This window comes from Marinobacterium aestuariivivens (assembly GCF_042661465.1).
GTDB lineage: Bacteria > Pseudomonadota > Gammaproteobacteria > Pseudomonadales > Balneatricaceae > Marinobacterium_A > Marinobacterium_A aestuariivivens.
Genome location: NZ_JBHSWE010000002.1, coordinates 208,410 through 226,097, shown reverse-complemented (window position 1 = coordinate 226,097; position 17,688 = coordinate 208,410). Strand labels below are relative to the sequence as shown.

The following is a 17,688-nucleotide window of genomic DNA, read 5'->3' as shown; positions in this document are numbered from 1 at the left end:
TAAATAGACAACATGGACCACCGGTTCACTACGCCCCCAACTTGTGCTAAGACACAGAAATTAGGCAATGTCATTGCACCTCGACCAAGGATCCGGGGTAAATGGAACCGGGCAATGATATTAGATAAAGGCCCTAGCTTACAGTGCTTCTGACCGTACAGCCGAAGACTCAAGGGGGATATTGCCCCGCGATACCGACCTGAAAGTCATGATGGCTGACGGTCACATTGATCGCGCTTCAATAGATGCATCAGCGGCGCGACCAGCACCAGCAGCGCGCAACCCAGCAGGCCCGCAGCAATCGGCTTGCTGACGAAAAAGCTCCAGTCGTCCCCCGACATCAGCATCGCCCGACGAAAGTTCGACTCCATCAGGTAACCCAGCACCAGCGCCAGCACCACCGGCGCCGGATGTACCCCGACCTTGCGCAGCAAATACCCTGCCACGCCGAAGAACGCCGTGACCGCCACCGTGAACACATCGTTGGTCGAAGCATAGGCCCCCAACAGACAGATGCCCGCCACCACCGAGGCCACGATGCCCTTGGGCACCAGCGTCACCCGCACCCAGACCCGCACCCCCATCAGTCCCAGTGCCAGCATGATCGGCAGCCCCAGCAGCAGCGAGACGAAGATAGAATAGGGAATTTCCGGATGGTTCTGGAACAGCAACGGCCCCGGTTCCAGCCCCTGGATCGAGAGACCGCCGATCAGCACCGCGGCACTCGCCGACCCCGGAATCCCCAGCGCCAGCAGCGGCGCCAGCGCACCCGACACCGACGCATTATTGGCCGCTTCCGAGGCCACCACACCTTCGGGGTTACCCTTACCGAAGCTCTCCGGCGTCCGGGACGAACGTTTCGCCATGCCATAGCTCACCAGCGACGCCACCGAGGAGCCGGCCCCCGGTATCACCCCCACGACATAGCCGATGCAGGAGCTGCGCAGCAGCGTGCGACCATAGCCCCCCAGCGTTCTGAGCGCACCTTCCAGCCGCGGCACCGACTTGATCGGGACCGGCCGGTCCTCGCTCTCTTCCAGCATATAAAACACTTCCGACAACGCGAACAGCCCGATCAGCGCCGCCAGAAACGGAATTCCTCCAGCAGCCCCTCGTGGAACACGAAGCGCCCTTCACCGCTGACCGGGTCGATGCCGATGGTCACCACCAGCAGGCCGAACAGCAGCCCCACCAGCGCCTTGAGCACAGGTCCGGAACTCAGGACGCTCACCAGGCTCAACCCCAGCACGGCCAGCGCGAAATATTCGGCCGGGCCAAAAGCCAGCGCCACATCGGCCATCAGCTGAGCCGTCAGGATCAGCAGCAGCACGCTGATCAGGGCCCCCGCACCGGAACTCAGGATCGACAGTGCCAGAGCCTTGCCGGCCTCGCCCCGCTGTCGCATCGGGTGGCCGTCGAAGGCGGTGACCGCCGCAGCCGGCTGCCCCGGGGCATTGACCAGGATCGCGGGAATGCCGCCGGCATAGTCCGCCGCCATATAGATGGCCACCAGCATGACGATGGCCGGAATCGGATCCATGCCGAAGGTAAAGGGAATCAGCAGCGCCATGCCGATACTCGAGGTCAGCCCCGGCAGCGCACCGACGAAATACCCGAGCAGCACCCCGACGGCCAACGCCCAGAGCACATCCAGGGATGACACCGCCGCGAAAGCAGCGAGAAGGCCTTCAATCATAGCTATATCCGCCTGTGTGGGAGGTTAATGGGGAAGCGGTGTGCCGAGCAGCATCTCGAAGACCAGCTTCGAAAACAGCAGGAAGCCACCGACCACCCCGATCAGCGGCAACGGCCGGCGCACGTTGGCGGCCCAGGCAAAGGGCACGAGCCAGACGGCCATCGTCGGGTAATAGCCAAACGCGGGCATGGCGAACGGGAAGACACCGATCAGAACAATGGCGGCGACGATGGCAACCGGCCGGCGCACTTCGATGCGTTCGGTCGGGCGCCGGCCCAGCAGCTGTCTCAGCACAGTGCCGAACCACGCCAGCGCTGCCAGCAGCAGCAGTGCGCCGATCCCCGTCGGAAAGGTAGCTGGACCGATCGCGCCAATACTGCCGCTGAGCGATTGCGCCTCGGTTAGAAACCATATTGCCATCACTATCAGGGCCAGAGAGCAGAAGACAGCTCCCCAACCGGCGGAGAAGTTCAGAGTACCACCCTCTTCCGCCCGCACCTCAGGGGCGGGACAGCCGCCGGTAGAAAGCGTCGGCACAGCCGAGGTAAGATGTTTCTCTTCTTGTCGGTGGGATAGATACATAAGGTTCAGCCTTGTCTTGTTTTCTAACGGCCCCTGATAAAGAGTCCTTATTTCAGTATTCCGAGATGTTCCAACCAGAATTTGGTTGCCTGATCCTGCTTGCGAGCAAAGCGCGCAAATTCACCAGGTGTCATGAAGCCATAGTTCAACTGGGCGCTTTCGAGAAAACGGCTAAACTCCGGTGTTGCCATCACTAGCCTTATTTCGGCCGCGAGTTTCTGCTGAACCTCCAGCGGCGTCCCCTTTGGCGCAATGACGCCGCGAAACTGCTGCCAGGAAGTGTCGATGTTGAATCCTGCCTCTGCGAATGTCGGAACATCAGGTAATAGTTCGGCACGCTCATCCGCCATGATTCCCAGTACTCGAATATCCTTGAGCAATACATGGCTACGCACCAGATTCACATGTGCGATAGTCACATCAACGTGCCCACCCAGCACCGCGGTGACGGCGCTGCTAACACTGTCATAGGGAACCCACCTGACATCTCCGCTCTCAAGCCCCGCACTCTGGGAAAAGATTTCCCAGGCCACATGGCCTCCGGAACCTCTTGAGAAACCGGCCACCTTTAGTTCGCCCGGGTTCTGTTTGGCGAAGGCGACCAGCTCCTTGAGTGACTGAACAGGACTTTCACCATCAATGGCTATCAGGTAGGGATCCAGGACAAGACCCGCCAACCACTCAATGCTATCGACCCCATAACGTCCTGAGGACTGATTAAAATCACTGATGTGGGACGCCGTAACAGCACCAATGGTATAACCGTCTGGATCCGACTTGGTCAACACCGCCATCTGTCGGGCGCTTTTGCCGCCAGGGCGGTTTTCCACGATCACGTTGACACCGAGCCGATCCTGCAGGCCCGCCGCCAGCTTACGAGCGAGTATGTCGGTTGCGCCTCCCGGCTGCACATGCAGGATATAACGCAGGTCACGCTCCGGATAGCCCGCTACTACCGGATACGGAAACAGTAGAATCCAGACAAAGGACAACGCCAACCCGATCAGCCACCATTTATTTTTATAACACTGCATAATTCAACCCTAACAGTGATGTACATTCATTGAATTGCGTGAAGTCATAATCCGGACGACTTAAAAATCTCCCGTGCTATAAGGGGCGATCTCCATTGACAGTCACTCGGTGCATTTCCCGCCGAAAGCCATGGTAGTCGTTGAGTGCATAATGATAAGTGCACCTGTTGTCCCAGAAGGCAACGGCCCCTTGAGTCCAGCGAAACCGGCAGGTGAACTCTGGTCGGGACGCATGGCGAACCAGAAAGTCGAGCAGGGGCAGACTCTCATCGATCGTCATGTTTTCGAATCGTTGCGTGAACGCCTGATTGACGAAGAGGCACTTGCGTCCCGTTTCCGGATGCGTACGGACCACTGGATGCACGGCGGTTAGTTCCTGTCGTCTATCCTCGCGGAGCTTGGTTGAGCGAGTTTGATTGCGATCCTCGTTCCCATGCTTGCCGCCCAGTAAGTACGCATTGCTGTGTACTGCATTCAGGCCTTCGAGCATGAGCTTCATGCCGTCGGAGAGTGCATCGTAAGCCATGCTCAGATTGGCGAATAGGGTATCCCCGCCGTACGGCGGAATCTCCTTGGCGTAGAGAATCGAGCCCATGGGAGGCTCCGGCAGGTAAGTCACATCGGTATGCCAGGTATCACCGATATTGTGCATGGCATCCTTTTCCTTGATGACGGCCAGGATCTCCTCGTGCCCTGGAAGCGGCTCATAGGTCGGATGGATATTAAGTTTGCCGAAACGCCGCCCAAAGGCCTTGTGCTGCTCAGGTGTAAGTGTCTGATTGCGGAAGAATATGACAGCGAACTCGAGAAAAGCCTGGTGAATCTCTTCGAATATGTCGTCACTCAGCCTGGCTAGGTCGACATTGAGCAGTTCAGCCCCAGGGACCCCGCCACGGGCCGTACCTCAATATGGCGATACCTTGCCGGTTCAATGGTTATTGATGAGCTGGTAGTCATCGCTCACACTCCTTTTTCAGGGTAGGGTTTTGATTGCTGTTCATAAACAGATAGCGAATCGTGATATGGCCCCCGACAAGCAGGATTCCGACAATATTGAACAGGTGACTTGGCTCGACCATGCAATAGGCGATACCCAGGTAAAGTAGCCGTTCCACCAATGTCTTCGCCGGATGACCGCTAACGGCGACACCAAAGGCAGTGGCCCCGGCAACGGCCGTCACAATGGTGTAAATAAGAGCCAGTGGACTCAGGTCGCTGCCGACGATCAGCAGTTCCGGGTTGTAGACGAAAATGAAGGGCATCATGAAGGCCATGCCGGCATACTTGACCGCGGCATAGCCGGTGGCGGAGACCTTCGCTTTTGCCAGTGCAGCGGCACCGAAACTGGCGATCATCACTGGTGGTGTAATGAGCGAAAGCACCGCGAAATAAAGCACGAACATATGAGCCGCGAGCACAGGTACACCCATCTCGATCAGGATTGGTCCGCCGATGGCTACGGTAATGATATAGGCCGCCACCGTAGGCATACCCATGCCCAGAATGATACAAGTCACCATCACCAGAATCAGCGCCAGGAACATGCTGTCGCCAGTGATGGTCAGCAACTGGCTCGATAACCGTAGACCCAGGCCGGTTTCATTGATGACACCAACGACGATGCCGGCAGCTGCACAAGCCACCGTGGCTATGACAGTGGTGCAGGCCCCGACGTGGAGACACTTGACAATGTCCTTCACCCCGAGACGAGTCTCGGCTCTCAACGCTGCCGCCACTATTGCCGTCACAAGCCCAACCAGCGCAGCCATCATAGGCGAATATCCGAGGACCAGGGTCACGACTAGGGTTGTAAGCGGCAGTACCATGTGGGCCAGGCGCAGGATTTCTCCCTTTTGCGGCATCAGCTCTGCGGGTACGCCCTGCATGCGATCCCGCCGGGCCGCCAGATCGATCGCCACGAACAACGACACATAGAACAGCAACGCCGGCAGAGCGGCCGCGATGATGACGTCGGTATAAGGGAAACCGGTGATGTCGGCCATGACAAACGCCACAGCACCCATGATAGGCGGAGTCAACTGCCCCCTGAGGAGGCAGCGGCCTCGATGCCCGCGGCATCATGCGGTTTGATACCTATACGCTTCATCATCGGGATTGTGACCGCCCCTGTCGCCATGACATTCGCAAGCGCGCTGCCGGAGATGCTGCCGAAGGAAGCGCTAGTCACCACCGCGACCTTGGCGGGCCCTCCAGGCGAACGTCCCGTCAGCGCCAGACCACAGCGTTGAATCAACAAGCCAGTCTGGGAACTTTCGATAAAGGCGCCAAAGATGATGAACAGGAAAACGTAGGTCGCGATCACGCCAACAGGTGAGCCGAAGATACCGTTAGTCGTCATGTAGAGGCTCAGAAACAGATCCTCGGGCGGTATCGGCCGGTGCCGGAAGATTGAGAAACTATCACCTCCCCATAGGCCATAGGCCAGAGCGATCAGTAAAAGTATGGCAATGGGCAGACCTATGCAACGACGCGACAGCTCGACAACGACCACCACCAGTCCAATTGCATACAATGTGTCCCATGAGGTGACGGTATAGAATGCAAAACGCTCCTCGAAATTCGCCGGATCCAGGATTGCATTGAGCGATGCGCCGACCAGCATCAGTGCGAGCACGGCATCTAGGAGCCAGCTCCAACCCGGTGCGTGGAATTTCCGTCGCTGACCGCGGATATCGATGAATATCAATCCAACGAGCCCGATCAGCATCAGATGCAGCGGGCGCAGCACGAAGGTCTCATAGGCGCCAACAAAGGGTATGTAAATATGGTAGAGGCTGGCACCAACGGCGAGAAGGATGCCAAGAAGCGCCAGCCAGCGGCCTAAGCCGCCCTTACAGGGATTATTGATCAGGCTACTGCTGATGGCCCACTCGTCTTGGAGATGTCCGCTGTTGGCGGCGGATCGATCAGGCGCCTTCGATGATGATGACCTGGACATGGAAAGCCCCCTTTAGACCGGCAATCCAACCCCGGACTGCCGGTCATTTCTATTGGGAAAAATGTTGCCTGACGTCGGTGTGAATACTGATCAAGAGGTCAGCAAACCAATTTCACGCCAGTAGCGTTCCGCCCCCGGATGCAGCGGTATACGTATGCCGGTAAGTACCATTTCTTCGGTCAGTTCCTTGTATGACGGGTGAGCCTGAACCAGGCGCATGCGGTTTTCCCAGCTCGTCTTGGTCAGTTGGTAGATCCACTCGTCAGGTACATCGGCATGTGTGACGACTTGCGTAACCGAACCGGCCGTCACCACCTCCTTATTCTGTCCTTGGAAAGTGCCAGCGGGGATAACCATTCGTTCATAGTTGTACTTTTCGATCAGTCGTTCGAGCACCTCGTCTTCGATACCGAGCAGGTGCCCTTGGGTGGAGGAAAGAATCTCGTTGATGGTCGAGTGTGGGATCGAGCCTATGACCGTGGCCGCGGATACCACTCCGTCCTTGAATAGACCCGACATCTCCGGGTAGTCCGTGTTGATCTCCTTGAGCTGGTCAGCAATGCCAAACTCCCCCACCACATTGCGGAAAGTGGCGAGACCGGTCATGCCGGCCCGGCCGGGCGCGACCGCCTTGCCCGCAAGATCGCGATAGCTCTTGATGTCGGGCTTGGCGACTGTGCTGAGATAGGCGCTGTTGGTGGACATGATGGCGCGTACGCCCTGGATAGGCCGGCCTTCGAAACTCAGGGTGCCCCGATGGGCCGCGGTGACATCCATGGCGAAGGAATAAGCGATGTCGATCTTGCGGCGCCCGACACCCTGAAGGTTGGCGAGACTTCCCCCGGAGTCACGGTAGTGGAAATATTCGGCCACAGTTCCTTGGCGAGTTCGGCCATGGTGGCGGCGCCCAAATACCAGGCCCCTCCTTGACCACCGCCAACCAGGGTCAGGTAATCGGGCTCTTCGGCAGCCTGCGCCACCGATCCCAGCAATCCCGGTCCGGCTGCAACCGCCGCGGCGGAAATCAGGCCGACCCGGAGTAAATCACGTCGAGCTATTTTATTTTTCATCTTGCTGCTCCTGTATTGGGATACCGTTATGATTAGGATTATCGGTATTGTTCATTCGCTGTCAGATGCCATCGCGCTCCTGCCGCGGTGGCAGCTGCCCTATCCATTCGCTAGCCTGGAAGTCCGCTGCCAACCTGGCCAATCGCTCCCCCAGGTCATCCAGATGCTCAACGGCCAGACGGTGTTGAGGACCGCCGCAATTGAAAGCAGCCAGCGTCTCCGACGACAGACGGGCAGCCGCTCCCACAGCGTTCACGTCCCATTCCCAGTTGCCTATGGATGTGCAATAACCTCGCTGGCGATACTCGGTCACACTCTGATGCAAAACCTCCCGGATCTCCGGAAATTGATGCGGATGCTGTTCATGGTAGAGATCCAGGATACCCTCACGCTCGTCGGCGCGGGCTGCTGCGAAGTAGGCTCGCCCCATGGCCGTACTCGCCAGCGGCAAACGCGAACCGATATCAAGCGGCAAAGCCTGCACCGTGCGGCTACGTGAACGCTCAATAAGGATCATCGACAGACCGTCACGAATACCAAGCGATACCGTACCTCCGGAATAATCTGCAAGATCTTGCATCAGGGGGCTGCAACGTGGCGACGGTCAACTTGGGCCAGTACCGGATAGCCCAGGGTTAATATTCGCGGGTGCAACTGGTAATGGCCGATATCCTCTCGAAACGTCAGGTAACCGAGCTTGATCAGGGTGTAGGTGAGACGCGTGATGGTCGACTTTGGCAAGCCAGTTTTGCGAGACAAGTCGCCGGCGGACAAAGTCGCTCGTTCTGGCGAGAATGCCGTAAGAACGGCGAAGCCACGCGCCAAGCTGGCAATAAAAGCGCGATCTTTTTTGTCGTCGCACTGATCGATATCGGATTTCATCAAGCCCATACCTTTTCTAATTTTGTGCAGAGACAGTAGCTTGCTTTGTCAATCCAAATTGGCATAGTCTCTGATCAATGTCAAAGAAACGGTACTTTGTACCGCATAGCGGTACAAAATTGTAGTCATTGTTTCTAATATCGAGAATGAGCAATAGGAGGTTCTATGCGACAACCCGTTACCCTCATTACCGGCTCATCGAGAGGCATCGGTGCCGCCACGGCCAGCCTTCTGGCCAATCAGGGCCATCTGGTGATCGGTACCGGCAGAAAACGCCCCCCATCCCCCCGGTCCTTTTTTCGAAATCGACTTCGCCGATGCCGACGCCACTGCCGGGGTGCTGGCGCGCATAGTCGATGAATATGAGGTGGATCATCTGGTCAATAATGCCGGTATCTCCCGTTCGCTCCCGTTGCTGGAAACAACGGTTGCCGATTTGGATATGCACTATTCGGTGAATTTGCGAGCTGCTGTCCAGTGCAGCCAGGCCGTGATCCCGGGCATGCAGGCAAAAGGGCGAGGCCGCATCGTGAATATCTCCAGCCGGGTTGTGCTGGGCCGTGCCAACCGAACACCTTACGCCGCAGCCAAAGCTGGACTACTCGGCTTGACCCGGTGTTGGGCACTGGAGCTGGCGGCTTCAGGTATCACCGTGAACGCCATCGCTCCGGGGCCGGTACGCACAGAGCTCTTCGATCGCAACCATCCGGAAGATTCTGAAGAGTTTAAAAATCTCCTACGAACGGTTCCATCCAAACGGTTCGGCATGCCGGAGGAAGTAGCCGCGCCCATCGCCTTTCTGCTGTCCGATGGCGCTGCTTATATAAACGGTCAGGTTATCTACGTGTGTGGTGGCGCTAGCATCGGTGCGGCCCCGCTCTAATCGGCTCGACAACAGCGGCAATCACAATACTGCCAGCCGCGGAGGTCCAAGAGAATGTACAGAAATTTTATCAATGGCGCTTGGTTCGACGGCGTTGAAATCAATCGCAATGTTAATCCGGCCAATACTGACGATATTGTCGGAGAATACGCGCAAGGCGACCGCAACCAGACCCTGAATGCCATCGACGCGGCCCGAGCCGCCTTCACCGATTGGTCGAAATCGACACCACAACAAAGATTCGACGCACTTGACCGGGTCGGCAGCGAAATACTGGCGCGCAAAGACGAACTTGCAAGGTTACTGACACGAGAAGAGGGCAAGACACTCGCAGAGGCCATCGGCGAGGTGAGCCGCGCAGGGGCGGTGTTTAAGTTCTTCGCCGGTGAGGCGCTACGACTCGGTGGCGAGCATATCGCGTCGGTGCGACCGGACATCGATATAGACGTCTTCCGCGAACCAGTAGGCGTCGTCGGCCTGATTACCCCTTGGAATTTTCCGATTGCTATACCAGCATGGAAAATTGCCCCGGCACTGGCCTATGGCAACACTGTAGTGTTCAAACCGGCCGACCTTACGCCGGGCTCAGCCTGGGCACTAACCGACATTATCAGCCGTGCCGGCCTTCCTGCCGGCGTATTCAATCTGGTAATGGGCCGCGGCTCGATAGTGGGCCAAACGCTGGCGGAAAGCGACGACGTCGACGCAATCAGTTTCACTGGTTCAACCGCAACAGGCAATCGTCTACGACAACTAGTTGTTGGGCGGGGCGGCCGTATTCAACTTGAATTGGGGGAAAAAACCCCTTGGTCGTCTTGGATGATGCCGATCTGAACAACGCCGTAGAATGTGCCATCAATGGCGCCTATTATTCCAGTGGACAGCGTTGCACCGCCTCCTCTCGCCTGATCGTTACCGAAGGCATTCACGACCGATTCGTCAATGCCCTTCTTGAACGTCTCCGGACATTAAAGGTGGGCGACGGCCTGGACCCGTCCATCGAGTTGGGACCGGTCGTCAGTCAGGAGCAGTTGAATCAGATTCTCGATTACATCCGAATTGGTGAAGCGGAGGGGCTTGCCTGCGGCATGGTGGCACCGTTGTCACCGGGTCGTCGCCGGGCTTCTATATGACGCCGTCCCTGTTTACCGAGTCGGATCCGGATATGCGCATAAACCGCGAAGAGATCTTCGGCCCTGTGGCATCGGTTATTAAAGTACGGGACCTGGAACAAGCCATCGAAGTGGCCAACGATACCTGCTACGGCCTCACCGCGGGTATTTGCACCAGCTCGCTGAAAGCGGCTAACACCTTCAAGCGACGCGCCCAGGCGGGCATGGTCATGGTAAACCTTCCCACCGCCGGCGTCGATTACCATGTGCCATTTGGCGGCCGCAAGGCATCTAGCTATGGGCCTCGCGAACAAGGTAGTCATGCGCGTGAGTTTTACACACAGGTGAAAACGACCTATACGCTACCAATCTAATGCAGAAACGCGAAGGCCCAAAGCAAAGGGGCTGCGCTTTTCTTTAAGGACAGCACATCCATCGCTTAACCGAAAACCGGCGATACCTGACAAGGTGTGATCGCCGGAAGGATACTCTGCAGCCACTCTACTTGCTCTTTGACTTGGCTGCAAAACTGCTTGTGGGCTTTTCTGCAACTGCAACTATTCGGGCACTAAGCCGCTGAATCCTTGGTGTAAACACGAAAGCTATCACCGCTGCAGCCGGCCAGGCCGACAGAAATGCTTTCAACCAGTAGGCAACGAAATTGCTCTGAAAGCTAAGATTCAAAAAAGTGACCCATCCGGACATCGTGAACGACAACACAAACGACATCATCAGCGTAAAGACGATACGTTGTTTCAATTTCATAACTGGATTCCCGCTTGGCAGCCTCGCCTGATCCGGTTGCGGCATCCCGAACTCTCGCCATCACCGAGTTCGGCTCCCCTCTTGCCAGCAACCGCACCAAACGACATATACTTAGATATCTAAGTTAACATCTTTCATCGGGGTTGGCCATGGATATGCAGCGCCCCACCTCAGAAATGATTTTTCCTTGACATAGATCAAGCCCTGACATAGCTTCTAATAACATTAGATATCTAATTTTATTTCGTCGAGCCCAGTCAACGGATCACGAAACACCAAGGTACCGGCGTTCCTGGCCAGGCCGGATCCTGACAACAAGAAGCAAATGCAGGAGATATCGATGCTATCCCACCACGACAACGAACTGATGTGTCGCGTTGAAGGCGACGCGCCCATGGGCAAGATCATGCGCAGTCATTGGCTGCCAGCCTGCCTGAGCGAGGAATTACCCGAGGTGGACGGCAAGCCGGTCAGGGTCCGCCTGCTCGGTGAGAATCTGGTTGCCTTTCGCGACAGCGAGGGCCGGGTCGGCGTCATCGACGAGAAGTGCCCGCATCGCAAGGCCTCGATGGCTCTGGGTCGCAACGAAGAATGCGGTCTGCGCTGCCTCTATCACGGCTGGAAAGTCGATGTCGAGGGCAATGTCACGGAGATGCCCTCCGAGCCCGCCGGATCGACGCTGACCGAAAAAGTGAAGGTAAAGGCTTACAAGACCCATGAGGCGGCCGGTTTCATCTGGGTGTACATGGGCGATCAGGACAAGGTACCCGCGTTCGACGCCCCGGTATTCCAGCCGACAGCCGACACCAAGATTTCCATCGCCAAGGCAAAAATCGACTGCAACTGGGCGCAGATACTCGAAGGTGCCATTGATTCGGCGCATTCGTCGACACTGCATTCCACCGATATGGTGCCGGCGCGCAAGACTCAGGCCGAGGCCGACGATCAGCTCTGGTACCGCCCGTCCACCGACCGGGCACCGCGTCTGCAGGTCGAGGAAACGCCGTTCGGTTTCCGCTATGCCGCGATTCGCCGTCCGATCAAGGATGCCAAGACACACGACTATGTGCGCACCACCCTGTTCATCGCGCCCTACACCGTGCAGATTCCGCCGAACAACCGCTACAACATCGCGATCCTGCATGTGCCGATCGACGACACCCACACCGCTTTCCATTTCATCGCCTGGGGCAACCGGGAAACCACCCCGGATACCGAGACCTGGCGCAAGTTCCTGGCCTTGCAGATCGGTGTCGACCTGGATGCGTCGTTCAACCGTTTCAACACTTACGCAAATGACTACGGCCAGGACCGTATCATCATGAAAACCGGCGAAAGCTTTACCGGCATCCGCGGCATTCCGAACCAGGACATCGCCATGTGGGAAACCATGGGGCCGATTGCCGACCGCTCCGAAGACCGCCTGGGCGCGAGCGACCTGGCCATCGTTCAGTTCCGCCGCCAGATGGTGCGCGCGGCCAAGGTCGTCGCCGATGGCGGACCTGCCATTGGTGCTACCGAGCCGCGTATCCGGCACAGCGAGCTGAAGTCGTTCGAAGGCATCGTGTCCAAGGGCACCGAGTGGCGGACACTCGGTCGTGCGCCGGGTGAAGCGCTTCTGGAGCAGTCTGAAGAGACTCCAGCGCAAGTTGAAGTCGCAGCTTCCTGATCGAGTGGATCTGAACCGATGAGCAAACTGAATCTGTCTGTCGCGGTCGGCAACTACGACCGCATGCGCCCCTGGTGGATGGCGAGGTGCAGATCGACGGCGTCGACCCCGTCTTCATGCTGCACGACCCGGAAGAGATCTTCTTCCGTGCCTTTCGCCATGCGGATTTCGACATCACCGAGTTGTCGATGAGCAGCTATACGGTGAAAACCGCGAACGGTGACTGCCCCTACATCGGAGTGCCGGTGTTCCCGTCGCGGGCGTTTCGCCACACCTCCATTTACATTCGCACCGACCGCGGTATAAAGACACCGGCCGACCTGCGCGGCAAGCGCATCGGCGTGCCCGAATACCAACTGACGGCCAATGTCTGGGTGCGCTTGTTCCTGGAGGAAGACTACGGCATCAAGCCGAATGAAATGATCTGGGTTCGGGGTGGCTATGAGGACGCCGGCCGCATCGAGAAGATCAACCTGAATCTGACCGGCGGTGTCGAGGTGGTGAACGCCCCCGAAGGCGAAACCCTGTCGAACATGCTGGCCAACGGCGACCTGGATGCCGTCATCGGTCCACGCGCGCCGAGCTGTTTCACCCGGGGCCATCCGCACATCGGTTACCTGTTCGAGGACCCGATGGCCGAGGCCAAGGCCTGGTACCAGCGTACCAGCCTGTTCCCGATCATGCACCTGCTCGGTATCCGCAAGACACTGGTCGAACAGCATCCCTGGCTGCCATTCGCGGTATTCAAGGCGTTCGAGCAGTCCAAGCAGGTGGCACTGACGCGCCTGTCCGATACCTCGGCTACCAAGGTGACACTGCCTTTCGTCGAGGATCAGCTGCGCGCCGCCCGGCAACTGATGGGCGAGGACTTCTGGTCTTACGGCTTCGAACCGAACCGTCGGACGCTGGAGCGTTTCCTGGCCCAACACCATGCAGAGGGGCTGTCCAGCCGCCTGGTCAACCCGGAAGAACTGTTCCACCCGGCCAGCATGGAGAGCTTCAAGATCTGATCGGAAACGGGCCTGTCCGGGCACCGGGCAGGTCCGGCGCAATCAAAAAACCGAAACAACCCAGCACTAGCGATTACAAATACAATAACTAGAGGTTCTATGATGAAAAAGACAATCAAGCACTGGCTGACCGCACTTGCCACCGTGGGTGTTCTGGCGTCCTTCTCCCCTGTCCAGGCAGAGCCCTACACTATGACCGTTGCCGGCGCCTCTCCCGGCGGTCTCTGGAGCCTGCTCGGTGCCGGCATCGATGCCAGCGTGCGTAAAGCCTATCCTGGATCGACCATCACCTACCAGACCTCTGGCGGCGGTATCGCCAACGTGGGCCTGCTGGATCGCGACCAGGCCGACCTGGCGCTGATTCACGATGCCGAGCTGCTGCTCGCCAAGAATGGCGGCGCGCCCTTCCGCGAACCGGTCGACTCGATCCGGGTGCTCTCCTCTATGTATACTTGGGCACCGATGCAGGCTTTGATCCGGGACAGCTTCGCCGAAGAACACGGCATCAAGTCGTTCGAAGACATCGCCCGCGTCAAGCCGCCGATCACCGTTGCCATCAACCGCCGCGGCAATATCGCCTCCAGCGTCGCCGAGGAGATGTTCAGGGCTATCGGCGTGACCGAGAAGGACATCGAGAGCTGGGGCGGCCAGCTGATTTATGCCGCCTCCGACGAACAGATGAGCCTGATACAGGATCGTCGTGCCGACCTGATTCTGAACTCCCTGTTCGTGCGACACAGCTCTATCATGCAGGCGGGCAACAGCGTGGATCTGACCCTGCTGCCCCTCGACAAGAAGACCATTACAACGGTCAATGCAGCCAGTGGCACCATCTCGTTTTCCATTCCGGAAGGCACCTACGAGTGGTCGCCCGAAGCGGTCAATACCGTTTCCCTAGGCGCGGCTCTGGCGGTGCGCGCGGATATGGATGAAGAGACCGCCTACAACCTGACCAAGGCCTTGTTCGACAACTACCAAACCCTGGCCGGTGTTCATCCGGCGATGGGTGCCCTGACCCCGAAGGTCATGGCATCCGTCGAGGCCGTGCCCTATCACGCCGGCGCCCTGCGCTACCTGATCGAAGCAGGCCTGAAATAAGGCCTGCCGATACCGACAACAAGAGGGTAAGTGACTATGCGCAGTTTGCTAAGCTCCCTGGTCGAGACCGGCGCCAGAAGACGGTTGACCGGGAAACTCGGTACGGCAGTCCACGGCGTTGCCGCCCTGATCGCGATCGCCGTGATTTACACGACGACGGTCGTTTATGTCGACCTGTTCGTCATGACCGTGGTGTTCTTGTCGGCCATCCTGGCACTGCTGTTCCTGATGTATACCGCCGCACCGAATGGCCGGCGGGATCGGCCCAGCGCACTGGACTGGCTGTTCTCGGCCGCCAGTATAGCGGCGGGCGTCTATTTCTTCGTCGAAAGCGGACGGATCGTCGAGCGCATTACGCTGCTGTTTCCACTGGAAGCACCTGACCTGATCGCGGCCTCGGTATTGCTCGTGCTGACCATCGAGGCGACACGTCGCACCGTGGGCATTGGCCTGACCAGCGTGGTGGCCGTCTTCGTTCTCTACAACCTGTTCGGCCACAATCTGCCGGCCGGCCTCGGGTTCCGCGAAGTGAGCTACAACCACTTTCTGGACATCATGATGTTCACCACCGATGGGCTCTTCGGGGTGCCATTGCGCGTCGCGGCCACCTATGCGTTCCTGTTCGTACTCTTCGGTACCTTCCTGTCCCGGGCCGGCGGTGCCGATTTCTTCTACAACTTTGCCTCGGCCCTGGCCGGACGCAAAGTCGGTGGGCCGGCAAAAATTGCTGTGATCTCCTCCGGCCTGTACGGCACCATGTCGGGCAGTCCGACCTCGGACGTGGTCACAACCGGCTCGATCACCATCCCGATCATGCGGCGTCTGGGCTACAGCAAGTCGCTGTCCGGCAGCGTCGAAGTGGCCGCCTCGACCGGCGGCAGCCTGCTACCGCCGGTCATGGGGTCGGCGGCCTTTATCATGGCCGAATACACCGGCATTGAATACCGCGACATCGCCATTGCCGGTATCGTACCGGCGCTGCTCTACTACCTGTGTGTCTACACTCAGATACATTTGCGCTCCCGCAAGATGGGGCTGGGCGGTCTCAGCGCCGAGGAAACGCCCCGCCTGCGTGCAACGCTCAGCAACGGCGGCCTGTTCATTATTCCGCTGGTTGCGCTGTCAGTCGCGCTGATCCTGGGCTATTCGCCGACTTATGTGGCCGCGGTCGCCACCGTCGTGGTCCTGCTGGTATCGGCCGTCAAGCCGTCCACCCGCATGAGCCTGACGGCCATCTGGGGGCACTCGGCGAGACCACGCTACGCATGGTCGGGGTAGTGGCGGCCTGCGCCGCGGCCGGTCTGGTCATCGGCGGTATATCGATGACCGGTCTCGGGGGCAAGTTTGCCGATCTCGTGTTCTTGCTGTCCGGTAACGATACGGTCCTGGTACTGCTGATCTCGGCGGTGCTGGCGATCATCCTCGGCATGGGGATGCCGACACCGTCGGCGTTCATACTGGCGGCGGTACTGGTCGGCCCGACATTGAGCGCTCTCGATTTCAGCGCGATGCAGACCAACATGTTCATCCTCTACTTCGCGGTCCTTTCGGCAATGACGCCCCCGTGGCCGTGGCCGCCTTTGCAGCGGCCGCCATTGCCGATGCGAAACCCTGGGTATCGCTATCGGCGCGGTACGCCTGGCCATCACCGCGTTCATCGTGCCCTTTGCCTTCATGTATGGTGACGGCCTGCTGATGAGCGGGAGCTGGCTCGACATCGCATCCGCCTGTATTACTGCCGGTATCGGCGTCGTGCTGCTGAGCATCGGCATCGAAGGCTTCTGGAAGGAGCCCTTGACCACACCGGCTCGTATCGGCTTCGGCCTGTCAGGACTGTTGTTCATCTTCCCCAGCACCACCGCCATTGCCATCGGTGTGCTGCTGACCGCCTTCTCGATGATGATGACACCCCATCTGCGCTTTCGGATGAAGCTCTCCAGCTAAATCCACCGGCCCATCCACCACGCCGGAGCCGACATCCCTGTCGTCTCCGGCGTTCCCATTCCTCACAGGGAAATTGTGCCCATGATGCCCATTGTCTGGTCCCTGCTGTCGGCAATCCTGTTTGCCGGTACCTTTCTGCTGGTGAAAATCGGTCGCCGCACCGCCTCGACCCTGTCCACCCTGTGGATCACCCTGTCGATCAATGTTGTCATACTCTGCAGCTGGAGCCTTGTATGGCAACAACCGTCGTTCGGTGATTGGTGGAGCTGGCGTTTTTTTATACTGGCCGGCCTCTTCGCGCCACTGCTCGGCCGGCTGTTCCAGTTCATCGGCATGGCCCGCCTCGGCGCCAACATCACCACGCCCATCACCCTGACCCATCCATTGGTCACCGTAATCATTGCCGTGGTGGTATTGGATGAGTCGGTTACCCTGCCCAAGCTGGCCGGTGGCATGTTGGTGCTGGTCGGATCGCTGATCGTGGGCGCTCAAGGGGTTTTATCGCGGTGCGCAGCTTCAACGCTTGTTCCCGGCAGCGGACGTTACCTGCTCTTCCCGGTCGGCGCCTCCCTGGCGTATGGCATCTCGATCGTCTTTCGCAAGACTGGTATCGAACTGGGCACCGACCCGATTACCGCCAGTGCGGTCACCACCCTCTCCTCCTGGGCGTTGGTCACACTCTATGTGCTCGCCAGGCGCCAGGCCTCATCGATTCGTTGTACAAAGGACGAAGCCTGCTACCTCGGCGCGGCTGGCGTGTTGTCGAGCCTGGGACCGGTGTTTCTCTATCTGGCGCTGCAGCAGGGGATCTGATCGTCGTGGCGCCGCTGGCGGCCACCACGCCGCTGTTTGTGCTGCTGGGAACCTGGCTGGTGTCGCGGCAGACGGAGCTGTTCAGCCGCGCGGTGATGGTGGGTACTGTATGTACCGTGATCGGAGTCAATCTGATGACGGCGCTCTGAACAGGGCGGAGACCGTACAGGC

18 protein-coding genes and 3 pseudogenes are annotated in these 17,688 nt (G+C 58.6%); 11 read left to right on the top strand and 10 right to left on the bottom strand.

Annotated features, from left to right (window positions below; all coding sequences use genetic code 11):
- Positions 1-206 precede the first annotated feature (206 nt).
- The 9 genes and pseudogenes from ACFQDL_RS31840 to ACFQDL_RS31800 form a co-directional block, all read right to left on the bottom strand.
- Positions 207-1,043 carry a tripartite tricarboxylate transporter permease gene (locus ACFQDL_RS31840; RefSeq protein ID WP_379913907.1) on the bottom strand — a complete coding sequence of 279 codons (837 nt, stop codon included), beginning with the start codon at positions 1,041-1,043 and terminating at the stop codon, positions 207-209.
- A 32-nt stretch (positions 1,044-1,075) separates the two neighbouring features.
- Positions 1,076-1,696, bottom strand: coding sequence for a tripartite tricarboxylate transporter permease (locus ACFQDL_RS31835; RefSeq protein ID WP_379913905.1), 621 nt, complete (start codon positions 1,694-1,696; stop codon positions 1,076-1,078).
- 24 nt (positions 1,697-1,720) lie between these two features.
- The gene (locus ACFQDL_RS31830; protein WP_379913903.1) at positions 1,721-2,278 is read right to left on the bottom strand and encodes a tripartite tricarboxylate transporter TctB family protein; all 558 of its coding nucleotides are present in this window, start codon (positions 2,276-2,278) and stop codon (positions 1,721-1,723) included.
- A 47-nt stretch (positions 2,279-2,325) separates the two neighbouring features.
- Positions 2,326-3,312 carry a tripartite tricarboxylate transporter substrate binding protein gene (locus ACFQDL_RS31825; protein WP_379913901.1) on the bottom strand — a complete coding sequence of 329 codons (987 nt, stop codon included), beginning with the start codon at positions 3,310-3,312 and terminating at the stop codon, positions 2,326-2,328.
- 76 nt (positions 3,313-3,388) lie between these two features.
- Positions 3,389-4,183, bottom strand: coding sequence for a TauD/TfdA dioxygenase family protein (locus ACFQDL_RS31820; RefSeq protein WP_379914198.1), 795 nt, complete (start codon positions 4,181-4,183; stop codon positions 3,389-3,391).
- A gap of 82 nt (positions 4,184-4,265) precedes the next feature.
- Positions 4,266-5,935, bottom strand: a pseudogene (locus ACFQDL_RS31815) (TRAP transporter permease).
- A 426-nt stretch (positions 5,936-6,361) separates the two neighbouring features.
- Entirely contained in the window at positions 6,362-7,144 is a 783-nt protein-coding gene (locus tag ACFQDL_RS31810; RefSeq protein WP_379913899.1) for a TAXI family TRAP transporter solute-binding subunit, read from the bottom strand.
- 258 nt (positions 7,145-7,402) lie between these two features.
- Positions 7,403-7,921 (bottom strand): IclR family transcriptional regulator, encoded by a 519-nt coding sequence (locus ACFQDL_RS31805; RefSeq protein ID WP_379913897.1) that lies wholly within the window; start codon positions 7,919-7,921, stop codon positions 7,403-7,405.
- Complete coding sequence (locus ACFQDL_RS31800; protein ID WP_379913895.1) at positions 7,921-8,223, bottom strand: helix-turn-helix domain-containing protein; 303 nt, start codon at positions 8,221-8,223, stop codon at positions 7,921-7,923. Before ACFQDL_RS31800 ends, ACFQDL_RS31805 begins: the two co-directional genes overlap by 1 nt.
- 301 nt (positions 8,224-8,524) lie before the next feature.
- On the opposite strand from ACFQDL_RS31800, the pseudogene ACFQDL_RS31795 reads away from it, so the two are divergent.
- From ACFQDL_RS31795 to ACFQDL_RS31785, 3 genes and pseudogenes are all read left to right on the top strand, one after another.
- Positions 8,525-9,106, top strand: a pseudogene (locus ACFQDL_RS31795) (SDR family oxidoreductase); the annotation flags it as partial.
- A 54-nt stretch (positions 9,107-9,160) separates the two neighbouring features.
- Positions 9,161-10,239 (top strand): annotated as a pseudogene (locus ACFQDL_RS31790) (aldehyde dehydrogenase family protein).
- Positions 10,236-10,592 carry an aldehyde dehydrogenase family protein gene (locus ACFQDL_RS31785; protein ID WP_379913893.1) on the top strand — a complete coding sequence of 119 codons (357 nt, stop codon included), beginning with the start codon at positions 10,236-10,238 and terminating at the stop codon, positions 10,590-10,592. Before ACFQDL_RS31790 ends, ACFQDL_RS31785 begins: the two are co-directional and overlap by 4 nt.
- Positions 10,593-10,719: 127 nt before the next feature.
- Here the strand turns inward: ACFQDL_RS31785 and ACFQDL_RS31780 are convergent, their stop codons facing one another.
- Positions 10,720-10,983, bottom strand: coding sequence for a DUF2798 domain-containing protein (locus ACFQDL_RS31780; RefSeq protein ID WP_379913891.1), 264 nt, complete (start codon positions 10,981-10,983; stop codon positions 10,720-10,722).
- 340 nt (positions 10,984-11,323) lie between these two features.
- Here ACFQDL_RS31780 and ACFQDL_RS31775 point away from each other — a divergent pair, with 340 nt between their 5' ends.
- From ACFQDL_RS31775 to ACFQDL_RS31740, 8 genes are all read left to right on the top strand, one after another.
- A complete protein-coding gene (locus ACFQDL_RS31775) occupies positions 11,324-12,652 on the top strand; it encodes a Rieske 2Fe-2S domain-containing protein (RefSeq protein WP_379913889.1) in 1,329 nt (442 codons plus the stop codon).
- An 86-nt stretch (positions 12,653-12,738) separates the two neighbouring features.
- Positions 12,739-13,662: an ABC transporter substrate-binding protein gene (locus ACFQDL_RS31770; RefSeq protein ID WP_379913887.1), complete on the top strand. Its 924-nt coding sequence runs from the start codon at positions 12,739-12,741 to the stop codon at positions 13,660-13,662.
- Between the two features lie 99 nt (positions 13,663-13,761).
- Positions 13,762-14,760 carry a TAXI family TRAP transporter solute-binding subunit gene (locus tag ACFQDL_RS31765; RefSeq protein ID WP_379913885.1) on the top strand — a complete coding sequence of 333 codons (999 nt, stop codon included), beginning with the start codon at positions 13,762-13,764 and terminating at the stop codon, positions 14,758-14,760.
- A gap of 36 nt (positions 14,761-14,796) precedes the next feature.
- Positions 14,797-16,038: a TRAP transporter permease gene (locus ACFQDL_RS31760; protein ID WP_379913882.1), complete on the top strand. Its 1,242-nt coding sequence runs from the start codon at positions 14,797-14,799 to the stop codon at positions 16,036-16,038.
- The gene (locus ACFQDL_RS31755) at positions 16,026-16,445 is read left to right on the top strand and encodes a TRAP transporter large permease subunit (RefSeq protein WP_379913880.1); all 420 of its coding nucleotides are present in this window, start codon (positions 16,026-16,028) and stop codon (positions 16,443-16,445) included. The genes ACFQDL_RS31760 and ACFQDL_RS31755 overlap by 13 nt, the downstream gene beginning before the upstream one ends.
- Positions 16,420-16,704, top strand: a complete 285-nt coding sequence (locus ACFQDL_RS31750; protein ID WP_379914216.1) for a hypothetical protein — start codon at positions 16,420-16,422, stop codon at positions 16,702-16,704. Before ACFQDL_RS31755 ends, ACFQDL_RS31750 begins: the two co-directional genes overlap by 26 nt.
- Before the next feature lie 81 nt (positions 16,705-16,785).
- Entirely contained in the window at positions 16,786-17,517 is a 732-nt protein-coding gene (locus tag ACFQDL_RS31745; RefSeq protein ID WP_379913878.1) for an EamA family transporter, read from the top strand.
- A gap of 5 nt (positions 17,518-17,522) precedes the next feature.
- On the top strand, positions 17,523-17,666 hold the full coding sequence (locus tag ACFQDL_RS31740) for a hypothetical protein (protein ID WP_379913876.1): 144 nt from the start codon (positions 17,523-17,525) through the stop codon (positions 17,664-17,666).
- Positions 17,667-17,688 lie beyond the last annotated feature (22 nt).